Below are 12,072 nucleotides of genomic sequence, written 5' to 3' on the forward strand. Positions count from 1 at the left end.
GATTACTCGGTTGCTGAGCCTTCGTTTGCTTCGGTCGCCTCGACCTCACCCGCCAATTCGGCAGCTTCGGCCTCGGAAATGGCGCGACGCTCGGCGTCGTCCATGTTCTCGCGGATTTTGCGAGCTTCGTGATAAGCCATGCCGGTACCGGCTGGAATCAGTCGACCCACAATGACGTTTTCCTTCAAGCCACGCAATTCGTCGCGCTTGCCCATGATGGCAGCTTCGGTCAGAACACGGGTGGTTTCCTGGAAGGAAGCCGCGCTGATGAAACTGTCGGTCGACAAGGATGCCTTGGTGATACCCAACAACAAGTTGGTGAATCGCGCGGGAATCTTGTCTTCGGCGCGCAACGCATCATTGGTGTTGAGCATTTCCGAACGCTCCACTTGTTCGCCGTTGATGTAGGTCGAGTCCCCTGCATTTTCAACGACGACCCGGCGCAACATCTGGCGAACAATCACTTCAATGTGCTTGTCGTTGATCTTCACGCCCTGCAAGCGGTACACGTCCTGCACCTCGTCCACGATGTAACGGGCCAACTCTTCCGAGCCGAGCAGTCGCAAAATGTCTTGTGGATCGGCGGGACCGTCAACAACGCTTTCGCCCTTGTTCACAACCTGACCTTCGTGCACGATGATGCTCTTTTCCTTGGGCACCAGTTCTTCCCAGACGGCACCTTCAGGATCAGTGATTTGCAGACGAATCTTGCCTTTGGTTTCTTTGCCGAATGACACGGTACCGGTCATTTCAGCCAGCACGCCCTTGTCCTTCGGCGAACGGGCCTCGAACAATTCAGCCACCCGCGGCAAACCGCCGGTAATATCGCGCGTTTTCTGACCTTCGATCGGGATACGGGCCAGCACTTCGCCTGGGCCCACGTCCTGGCCATCACGCACTTGAACCAGCGAGCCAATCGGGAAGCCGATCGTCACGGAGTGGTCGGTGCCAGGGATCTTGACTTCGTTACCGGACGCGTCAATCAGCTTGACTTGCGGACGGATAACTTTGGCCGAACCACGGCGTTTGGGATCGATCACCACCATGGTGGACAGACCGGTCACTTCATCCACCTGTTTGGCAACCGTCAGGCCTTCTTCCACATTTTCGAACAGGGCCTTGCCCGCAAATTCGGTAATGATCGGGCGGGTCAACGGATCCCAGTTGGCGAGGATTGCGCCAGACTTCACGGTCTGGTCCGCTTTCACGGCCAGCACGGCGCCATACGGCACCTTGTGGCGTTCGCGCTCACGGCCATGCTCGTCATGAATGACGATTTCACCGGAACGGGAAATGACCACCTGCTCCTTTTTGCCATTCGTCACATAGCGCATCGTGGCGTTAAAGCCGATGTTGCCGTTGGACTTGGCTTCCACGCTGGAGGCAATGGCGGCGCGCGATGCGGCGCCACCGATGTGGAAGGTACGCATCGTCAACTGTGTGCCGGGCTCACCGATGGATTGCGCAGCAATCACACCGACCGCTTCGCCACCGTTGACCAAGCCGCCACGACCCAGATCGCGGCCATAGCATTTGGCGCAAATGCCAAAACGGGTTTCGCAAGTCAGCGCCGTACGTACTTTGACTTCATCCACGCCAAAGACTTCGAGCTCGTCAATCAGGTCTTCGTCCAGCATGGCGCCGGCCGGGGCCAGCACGGAGCGGTTCTCCGGATGCAGGATGTCATCCGCTGCGGTCCGACCCAAAATGCGGTCGCGCAAGGATTCAATGACCTCACCGCCTTCGACAATCGCGCGCATGAGGTAGCCACTGTGCGTGCCACAGTCTTGTTCGGTCACCACCAGATCCTGCGTCACGTCGACCAAACGACGTGTCAGGTAACCGGAGTTGGCGGTCTTCAACGCCGTATCCGCGAGACCTTTTCGGGCACCGTGGGTGGAGATGAAGTACTCCAGCACGTTCAGACCTTCGCGGAAGTTCGCCGTAATTGGCGTCTCGATGATCGAGCCATCCGGCTTGGCCATCAGACCCCGCATACCAGCCACCTGACGAATCTGGGCGGCGGAGCCGCGGGCACCGGAGTCAGCCATCATGTAAATGGAGTTGAAGGACTCTTGCTGCACCTGGTTGCCATGGCGGTCAGTGACCACTTCCTTGGACAACTGGGCCATCATCACCTTGGAGACTTCGTCACCGGCTTTGCCCCAGATGTCCACCACCTTGTTGTAGCGCTCACCGGAAGTCACCAGACCAGACGTGTACTGTTGTCCGATTTCCTTAACTTCCTTCTCGGCGCGATCAATGATGCCCTGCTTTTCAGTCGGCACCAGCATGTCGTCAATGCAGATCGAGATGCCGGCTTTGGTGGCCAGACGGAAACCATACTGCAAGAGTTTGTCGGCAAAAATAACCGTCTCTTTGAGACCGCACTTGCGGAACGAGACATTGATGAGTTTAGAAATTTCTTTCTTCTTCAACGCCTTGTTGATGTTGGCAAATGGCAGGCCCTTGGGCAAGATTTCCGACAACAGGGCACGACCGGCCGTGGTTTCCCACAGCTTGGTCGAAGGCACCAGTTCACCGGTTTCTTTGTCCTTGGTGTACTCGGTCAAACGCACGTTGACGCGAGAAGTCAGCTCAACCTCGCCCGCATCAAAAGCGCGTTGCACTTCACCGGTATCGGCAAAAATCAAGCCCTCGCCCTTGCCGTTGATTTTGTCGCGGGTCGTGTAGTACAAGCCCAGCACCACGTCTTGCGACGGCACGATGGAGGGTTCGCCGTTGGACGGGAACAGCACATTGTTGGAGGCCAGCATCAGTGTGCGGCACTCCACTTGCGCTTCCACGGACAGTGGCACGTGAACCGCCATCTGGTCACCGTCAAAGTCGGCATTGAACGCGGCGCAAACCAGCGGGTGCAACTGAATGGCTTTGCCTTCAATCAGGATCGGCTCAAAGGCCTGAATGCCCAAGCGGTGCAGCGTAGGTGCACGGTTCAGCATCACGGGGTGCTCTTTAATCACCTCTTCCAGGATGTCCCACACCACTGGCGTGCCGGATTCAACTTCCTTCTTGGCGGCCTTGATGGTGGTCGCAATGCCCATCGCTTCGAGACGCGCGAAGATGAAGGGCTTGAACAATTCAAGCGCCATCAGTTTTGGCAAACCGCACTGATGCAGCTTGAGCGTTGGGCCCACCACAATCACGGAACGACCCGAGTAATCGACCCGTTTACCCAGCAAATTCTGACGGAAACGACCACTCTTGCCCTTGATCATGTCGGCGAGCGACTTGAGGGCGCGCTTGTTGGCGCCGGTCATGGCTTTGCCGCGACGACCGTTGTCCAGCAGCGAATCCACTGCTTCTTGCAGCATGCGCTTTTCATTGCGGGCAATGATCTCGGGCGCCTTCAATTCGAGCAGGCGACGCAGACGGCTGTTGCGGTTGATGACGCGGCGATACAGATCGTTCAGATCGGAGGTGGCGAAACGGCCACCGTCCAATGGCACCAGCGGACGCAAGTCCGGCGGCAACACCGGCAACACATCCAGCACCATCCACTCGGGCTTGATGCCGGATTTTTTGAATGCTTCAAGCAACTTGAGGCGCTTGGTGTTTTTCTTGATCTTCAGCTCGGAGCCGGTGGGGTCGTTGCGCAGCTTTTCGATCGAACCGTCAATGTCAATGCTTTGCAGCAAATCCTTGATGCCTTCGGCACCCATCTTGGCTTGAAACTCATCGCCATATTCCTTGAATTTGGCGTCGTAGTCATCTTCCGACATGATGCTGAATTTCTTCAGCGGGGTCATGCCGGGATCGGTCACGACATAAGCTTCAAAGTACAGCACGCGTTCAATGTCACGCAGGGTCATGTCGAGCACCAGGCCCAGACGTGACGGCAGCGATTTCAGGAACCAGATGTGCGCACAAGGCGCTGCCAGGTCGATGTGGCCCATACGCTCGCGGCGCACTTTGGTCTGGGTCACTTCAACGCCGCACTTCTCGCAGATCACACCACGGTGTTTCAGACGCTTGTATTTACCGCACAGGCATTCGTAGTCCTTGATAGGGCCAAAAATCTTGGCGCAAAACAGGCCATCGCGCTCTGGCTTGAACGTGCGGTAGTTGATGGTTTCCGGCTTTTTGACTTCACCGAATGACCATGAACGAATCTTCTCGGGAGAAGCCATGCCAATCTTGATGGCATTGAAATGCTCATCTGGCGTGAACTGCTTGAACAGGTCGAGTAATGATTTCATGTTGAATCCTTTTCTTGTCCGTGCTTAGCTGCGTTCCAACTCGATATCGATACCGAGGGAGCGAATTTCCTTGACCAGCACATTGAACGACTCCGGCATGCCGGCTTCGATCGAATGCTCACCCTTGACAATGCTCTCGTACACCTTGGTACGACCCACCACGTCATCGGACTTGACCGTGAGCATTTCCTGCAGTGTGTAAGCAGCGCCGTAAGCTTCCAGCGCCCAGACCTCCATCTCACCGAAACGCTGGCCACCAAACTGCGCTTTACCGCCGAGTGGTTGCTGGGTCACGAGACTGTAAGGACCGGTGGAACGGGCGTGCATCTTGTCGTCCACCAAATGGTGAAGCTTCAGGTAGTGCATGTAGCCGATCGTGGTTGGACGATCAAACGGGTCACCGCTGCGACCGTCAAACAGATTGGCCTGCGTACGGGCGGCCGTCAGCCCCTTGGCCTTGACGATGTCATCCGGGTAAGCCAGTTTCAGCATGTCGCGGATGTCCTCTTCCGAGGCACCATCAAACACCGGGGAGGCAAACGTGACACCGCCGCTCAGGTTGAGGGCCATCTCCAGCACCTGGTCGTCGCTCAGCTTCGACACATCTTCCTTGCGACCGGCGCCGTTGTACAGCGTGTCGAGGAATTTGCGCAGGTCCGCGAGTTTGGACTCTGCCTGCAGCATGTCGCCGATACGTTGGCCAATGCCTTTTGCAGCCCAACCCAAGTGCACTTCCAGCACCTGCCCGATGTTCATCCGCGAAGGCACGCCCAAGGGATTCAGAACAATATCGCAGGGCGTGCCATCCGCCATGAACGGCATGTCTTCGACCGGGACGATCCTGGAAACCACCCCCTTGTTACCGTGGCGGCCGGCCATCTTGTCGCCCGCTTGCAGATGACGTTTGACAGCCAGGTAAACCTTGACCATCTTCAAGACACCGGCAGGCAACTCGTCACCTTGCGTCAATTTCTTGCGCTTCTCTTCAAACGAGAGGTCGTAGCTGTGGCGGGTTTGCTCCTGGGAATTCTTGATGCTTTCCAGTTGCGTCGCGATGTCATCATCAGCAGGGCGAATATCGAACCAATGGAACTTGTCCACCGAGCTCAAGTACGCCTTGTCGATCTTGGTGCCTTTGGCGAGCTTTTGCGGTCCGCCATTGGCAATCTTGCCGGTCAACAATTTTTCCATCCGGTCAAATGCATCCGCTTCCACAATGCGGAGCTGGTCATTCAAATCCAGGCGGAAGCGCTTGAGTTCGTCATCGATGATCTGTTGCGCACGGCGGTCACGCACGATACCTTCGCGGGTGAAGACCTGCACATCGATCACAGTCCCTGATGAGCCCTGACCCACGCGCAATGAGGTGTCTTTCACGTCACTGGCTTTTTCACCAAAAATGGCGCGCAGCAATTTTTCTTCCGGTGTCAAAGTGGTTTCGCCCTTAGGCGTCACTTTGCCGACCAGCGTATCACCCGGCTGAACTTCAGCACCGACATAGATGATGCCCGACTCGTCCAGACGGTTGAGCTGTTGCTCGCTCAAATTCGGGATGTCGCGGGTAATTTCTTCGGAGCCCAGCTTGGTGTCACGCGCCATGACCACCAATTCCTCGATATGAATGGAGGTGTAACGGTCTTCGGCGACCACACGCTCACTGATCAAGATCGAATCTTCGAAGTTGTAGCCGTTCCAGGGCATGAACGCCACCAGCATGTTCTGGCCCAAAGCCAGTTCACCCAGGTCGGTCGATGCACCGTCGGCAATCACGTCGCCCTTGGCCAACAAGTCACCCTTTTTGACAATCGGGCGCTGGTGAATGTTGGTGTTCTGGTTGGAACGTTGGTACTTGATGAGATTGTAAATATCCACACCGACTTCACCGGCTTGTGCTTCGGCGTCGTTCACGCGAATCACGACACGGGTCGCATCCACATAGTCCACCACGCCACCCCGGGTAGCGGTCACCACGGTGCCGGAGTCAACTGCCGCCACCCGCTCAATGCCGGTGCCAACAAATGGTTTTTCCGGACGCAGAATCGGCACCGCTTGACGTGACATATTGGCGCCCATCAAGGCGCGGTTTGCATCATCGTGCTCAAGGAAAGGCACCAGGGAGGCGGCCACGGACACGATCTGTCCAGGAGACACATCCATGTACTGGACGCGCTCGGCACCGACCAGGATCGACTCACCCGCTTCACGCGCCGAGATCAACTCGCCGGTGAGCAGGCCTTCTTTGTCCAGTGTGGCATTGGCCTGCGCGATAACGTATTTGCCTTCCTCAATGGCGGACAAATAGTCGATATCCATCGTGACCTTGCTGTCCACCACGCGACGATAAGGCGTTTCAATGAAGCCGTATTCGTTCAGGCGGGCATACAGGGCCAGCGAATTGATCAGACCAATGTTTGGACCTTCAGGCGTTTCAATCGGGCACACACGACCGTAATGGGTCACGTGCACGTCACGCACTTCAAAGCCGGCACGCTCACGCGTCAAACCACCTGGGCCAAGAGCCGATACGCGGCGCTTGTGGGTAATCTCCGACAGCGGATTGGTCTGGTCCATGAACTGTGACAGCTGGGACGCACCGAAGAATTCTTTCAGAGCAGCCGAAATCGGCTTGCTGTTGATCAAATCATGCGGCATGAGCGGCTCTTGCTCAGCCTGGCCGAGACGCTCTTTCACGGCTTTTTCAATCCGTGCCAGACCCGTGCGGTATTGGTTTTCGGCCAATTCGCCAACACAACGCACGCGCCGGTTGCCAAGGTGGTCGATATCGTCCACTTCACCGCGACCATTGCGCAAGTCAACCAGAATCTTGACAACGGACAGGATGTCTTCGTTGGTCAGCACCATGGGGCCGGTCGATTCCGGACGACCCATCTTGGCATTGAACTTCATCCGGCCAACACGCGACAGATCGTAGGTGTCGGGGTTGTAGAACAAACGCTGGAACAGTGCCTGCACAGCATCTTCTGTTGGTGGCTCGCCGGGGCGCATCATGCGGTAGATGGCGACGCGTGCGGCAAATTCATCCACCGTTTCGTCGCTGCGCAGGGTTTGCGAAATGTACGCACCCTGATCCAGTTCATTGGTGTAAATACACGGCAAATCCTGAACGCCTGCGGTGCGCAACTTCTTGAGCAGCACTTCAGTGATCTCTTCGTTTGCCTTGGCCAGAATCTCGCCGGTATCGGTGTCGACGAGGTTGCGTGCCACGACGCGACCCACCAGGAAATCCTCCGGGACGCTGACGTGCGTGGTACCGGATTGCTCCAGTTCGCGGGTATGACGTGCGGTGACCCGCTTGTCTTTCGCCACCACCACTTTGCCGCTCTTGTCCGTGATATCAAAACGGGCCACTTCACCGCGCAGGCGCTCAGCCACAAACTCCATCTGGGCACCACTGTCCATCAGACGGAAATTGTCATTGACGAAGAAGTTCGCCAGAATGGACTCGTGGTTCAGGCCGATGGCCTTGAGCAGAATCGTGACCGGCATCTTGCGGCGACGGTCCACCCGGAAGTACAGAATGTCTTTCGGGTCGAATTCAAAATCGAGCCAGGAACCACGATAAGGAATAATGCGTGCCGAAAACAGCAGCTTGCCCGAACTGTGGGTTTTACCCTTGTCGTGTTCAAAGAAAACACCCGGCGAACGGTGCAACTGAGAAACGATCACGCGCTCCGTGCCGTTGATGATGAACGAGCCTTTGCCAGTCATCAGGGGCACTTCGCCCATGTAGACTTCTTGCTCTTTGACCTCTTTGATCACCTTGTTTTGCGAGGTCGAAGATTCACGGTCATAGATAAACAGTTGAACCTTGGCCCGCACAGCCGAAGCAAATGTCAGCCCACGGGTCTGGCATTCACGCACGTCAAACGCGGGCTTGGCCAAGTTGTATTCGAGATATTTCATCTCGACAAAACCGTTGTGGGAGATGATCGGGAAAGCCGCTTCAAAAGCAGCCTGAAGACCCTCTACAGTTCGCTTTTTCGGCGGAACATCGGCCTGTAAGAATGCCGTGTAGGCATCCTTTTGCATTTGCAACAGGTAGGGTATTTCGAGCACGCTATCGCGACTGCCAAAATTTTTGCGAATGCGCTTGCGTTCGGTGTATGTGTAAGCCATGAGATCTCCGGGCAAAGACTAAGGAATCCTGGGGTGCTTCTTGGTGATTGGCCACTACCAATCATTGGCGGACGGCTGCACATTGCGTGCAACCCGAACCAAGGCATCTTCTGAAGTCGGGGTCAGAAGACACTGAAAAACAGACTTTTACTCTGTTTTTCAGTGCGCTCTTATAAGCGCCAAAGGCTGGGGGCTCTTTTGGAGCACCCAGCCTTTTAGCGAAGATCGATTATTTCAATTCGACCTTGGCACCAGCTTCAACCAGCTTCTTCATAGCGGCGTCAGCGTCAGCCTTGGAGATGCCTTCTTTGACATTCTTTGGAGCGCCGTCCACCAGATCTTTGGCTTCTTTCAGGCCCAGGCCTGTGATTTCGCGCACAGCCTTGATGACCGAAACCTTGGCTGCGCCTGCTTCGAGCAGAACAACGTTGAATTCAGTCTTTTCTTCAACTGCAGCAGCAGCAGCGCCGCCAGCAGCAGGTGCAGACATGGCTGCAGCGCTTACGCCAAATTTCTCTTCGATGGCTTTCACCAGGTCGTTGAGTTCCATGACCGTCATGCTGTCCAGCGCGGTCAAAAATGCGTCTTTATCGAATGCCATTTTTATTTCCTAACAATATTGGTTACCACATGCAGGAGGCTATCAAGCCTCAACTGCCTCAGCAGATGCTTCTGCGGGTGCTTCTTCCACACCAGCGCTTCTTTGCTCCGCGATCGCTGCCAGCACACGTGCCGTACGCGAAATCGGGGATTGCATCAAGCCCAGCAACTGTGCCAGCAACACTTCCTTGGAAGGGATGCTTGCCAATTGCTTAACGCCGTTCACGTCCAGGGCTTTTCCGCCGTATGCACCACCGCGAATCACCAACTTGTCATTGGTTTTCGCGAAGTCAGCCACCACTCGCGCGGCAGCCACTGCATCTTCAGAAAAGCTATAGATCAGCGGACCGGTCATCAGGTCAGACACGACGTCAAATCCGCTACCGGCAACAGCACGACGAGCCAAGGTGTTTTTCAACACACTCAGACTTACGCCATTGCTGCGCGCGGTGGAGCGCAATTTGGTCATGTCAGCGACCGTGATGCCACGGTACTCCGCCAGCACGAGCGTTTGAGCTTTTGCGGCGAGGCCAGTCACATCACTGATGACCGCTTCTTTCTCACTGCGATTAAGACTCAAGGTCTACTCCTTCAAAATGTACTTGTCAGCAAATTGCCTTCAAGTACGCCACATTGCAGCGACCAACTGTTTCGGAACTTATTCCATCTGCAGCGGGATCGCCATCTGCGTTGGCTGAGCCTTGGGTGAACCCAGTGCCCACTGATTAAGTGCTTACCCGTACCACTACGGCCTGCACACCAACGGTCTTGGATGACCCGCCCACATTTCGCAATATGAGCAGCCCACCACATCGGACCACCTTTTCAGGCGGTCTGAATTTTTTGCAATTACGCTGCGATGGTTTGCAGGTCCACGCGGACACCGACACCCATCGTTGACGAAACTGCCACTTTTTTCAGGTATACACCCTTGCTGGTAGCGGGCTTGGCCTTGGTCAAGGCGTCCACCAGTGCAGCCAGATTGCCTTGCAGCTTGTCTGTGTCGAATGAACGACGACCGATCGTGGAGTGAACAATACCGGCTTTGTCAACACGGAACTGCACTTGACCGGCCTTGGCGTTCTTCACTGCGGTTGCCACGTCAGGCGTGACGGTACCCACCTTGGGGTTAGGCATCAAACCACGTGGGCCAAGAATCTGACCCAAAGTACCGACGACGCGCATGGCATCAGGGGCAGCAATCACGATGTCAAACGGCATATCGCCAGCCTTGATCATGGCAGCCAGATCGTCCATACCGACGATGTCAGCACCAGCAGCCTTGGCTTCTTCAGCCTTGGCGCCTTGTGCGAACACGGCGACACGTTTGGTCTTGCCAGTGCCATTGGGCAGCACGACAGCGCCACGCACCACTTGGTCAGACTTCTTGGCATCAATGCCGAGCTGCACCGCCACGTCGATGGATTCATCGAACTTGGCGTTGGCACACTCTTTGACGAGGCCCAGAGCATCTGCCAGCGGGTACAGCTTGTTGCTGTCAATCTTGCCCTGGAAGGACTTTTGTTTTTTGGTGAGCTGGGTCATTTAAACACCCTCCACAATCACGCCCATCGAGCGGGCAGAGCCAGCGATGGTGCGAACAGCTGCGTCCATGTCGGCAGCGGTCAAGTCTTTCATCTTGGTGTTAGCAATTTCTTCGAGCTGTGCGCGCGTGATCTTGCCGACCTTGTCAGCCTGTGGACGGGCAGAACCCTTGTCAATCTTCACAGCCTTCTTGATCAGAATCGACGATGGTGGCGATTTGATGATGAAGGTAAAACTCTTGTCCGCGAAAGCGGTAATCACCACGGGCAGTGGCAAACCCGGCTCAATACCTTGGGTCTGGGCGTTAAACGCCTTGCAGAACTCCATGATGTTCAAACCGCGTTGACCCAATGCAGGTCCGATGGGTGGTGATGGGTTGGCCTTGCCTGCTGGAACTTGCAGCTTGACAAAACCGACGATTTTTTTCGCCATGATTTTCTCCTTACGGGTGATATCGCCCTGACCGTGCTTTATATGCGCAGGCCCTGGCTCCCCGGGGTTAACGACTCACTAACTACATTCGCACCGAGTCGAAAAGTGCGAAATCCAATATTTCAAATTCAGGTCTTTTCGATCTGCGAGAAATCAAGCTCTACAGGTGTGGAGCGGCCGAAAATCGTGACAGCGACGCGGACCTTGCTCTTTTCGTAGTTGACGTCTTCCACCGAACCGTTGAAGTCGGTAAAAGGACCATCCTTGACGCGCACAAACTCACCCACCTCAAATTCAACTTTGTGGCGTGGCTTCTCGGTGCCTTCCTGCATCTGGTTGACGATCTTCATCACCTCGGCTTCTGATATCGGAGCCGGACGGTTCTTTGCGCCACCCACGAAACCAGTTACCTTGTTGGTGTGCTTGACCAAGTGCCAAGTCTCATCGTCCATGACCATTTCGACCAACACATAACCCGGAAAGAACTTGCGTTCAGTCGTCTTCTTCTGGCCGTTCTTGATCTCAACCACCTCCTCCATGGGAACCAGAATACGGCCAAATTTGCTTTCCATCCCGGCGCGAGTGATGCGCTCGATGATGTTCCGCTCGACTGCTTTTTCCATACCTGAATAGGCATGGACCACATACCAGCGCAGATCAGGATTAGTCGGCGCCGTCGCCAGAATTTGCGCGGCTGCGGGCGTATCGTTTGACGGAGTTTCTACAACATCATTCATTATTTTTTCCACCCCAGAATTAAGTCATAAAACACCCACTCGAGCGTTTTGTCAGTCAACCAGAGAAACAAGGCCATGACCAGCACAAAGACAAACACATAGGCCGTCATTTGAATGGCTTCTTTGCGTGCCGGCCAGACGACTTTTTTAACCTCACGCCAGGCATCCCGACCAAAGGCGTACAGCGCTTTGCCCGGCTCAGCGGTGAAAAATACCACGACGGCAACAGCCAAACCCAACAGCAAAGCACTCCACTGAGCCAGCGGTCCTTGCTTGCCAAGTAAATAATAGGCCGCCAATGCGGCGACAACCAATGCAACTGCTGCAGCCAACTTGGCCTTATCGATGCCGGTACTGACAGTTTGAACTTGTGTGGTGGCCATTTTTCTCTATCTCGCGCT

General features: G+C 55.4%; 8 protein-coding genes. All 8 read right to left on the reverse strand.

Annotated elements, in window-relative coordinates:
* Positions 1-2 precede the first annotated feature (2 nt).
* A complete protein-coding gene (rpoC, locus tag HHJ17_RS11975; protein ID WP_296498156.1) occupies positions 3-4,220 on the reverse strand; it encodes a DNA-directed RNA polymerase subunit beta' in 4,218 nt (1,405 codons plus the stop codon).
* A gap of 24 nt (positions 4,221-4,244) precedes the next feature.
* Positions 4,245-8,357, reverse strand: a complete 4,113-nt coding sequence (gene rpoB / locus HHJ17_RS11980) for a DNA-directed RNA polymerase subunit beta (protein ID WP_296498159.1) — start codon at positions 8,355-8,357, stop codon at positions 4,245-4,247.
* 229 nt (positions 8,358-8,586) lie between these two features.
* Positions 8,587-8,958 (reverse strand): 50S ribosomal protein L7/L12, encoded by a 372-nt coding sequence (gene rplL / locus HHJ17_RS11985; protein WP_296498161.1) that lies wholly within the window; start codon positions 8,956-8,958, stop codon positions 8,587-8,589.
* A gap of 42 nt (positions 8,959-9,000) precedes the next feature.
* Positions 9,001-9,537, reverse strand: a complete 537-nt coding sequence (rplJ, locus tag HHJ17_RS11990; RefSeq protein WP_296498164.1) for a 50S ribosomal protein L10 — start codon at positions 9,535-9,537, stop codon at positions 9,001-9,003.
* Positions 9,538-9,806: 269 nt separating this feature from the next.
* On the reverse strand, positions 9,807-10,502 hold the full coding sequence (rplA, locus tag HHJ17_RS11995; protein WP_296498167.1) for a 50S ribosomal protein L1: 696 nt from the start codon (positions 10,500-10,502) through the stop codon (positions 9,807-9,809).
* Positions 10,503-10,934, reverse strand: a complete 432-nt coding sequence (gene rplK / locus HHJ17_RS12000; protein ID WP_296498170.1) for a 50S ribosomal protein L11 — start codon at positions 10,932-10,934, stop codon at positions 10,503-10,505.
* 128 nt (positions 10,935-11,062) lie between these two features.
* The gene (gene nusG / locus HHJ17_RS12005) at positions 11,063-11,671 is read right to left on the reverse strand and encodes a transcription termination/antitermination protein NusG (RefSeq protein ID WP_296498174.1); all 609 of its coding nucleotides are present in this window, start codon (positions 11,669-11,671) and stop codon (positions 11,063-11,065) included.
* On the reverse strand, positions 11,671-12,054 hold the full coding sequence (secE, locus tag HHJ17_RS12010) for a preprotein translocase subunit SecE (RefSeq protein ID WP_296505949.1): 384 nt from the start codon (positions 12,052-12,054) through the stop codon (positions 11,671-11,673). Before secE ends, nusG begins: the two co-directional genes overlap by 1 nt.
* Positions 12,055-12,072 lie beyond the last annotated feature (18 nt).

The sequence above is a fragment of the Rhodoferax sp. genome (genome assembly GCF_012927445.1).
GTDB lineage: Bacteria > Pseudomonadota > Gammaproteobacteria > Burkholderiales > Burkholderiaceae_C > Rhodoferax.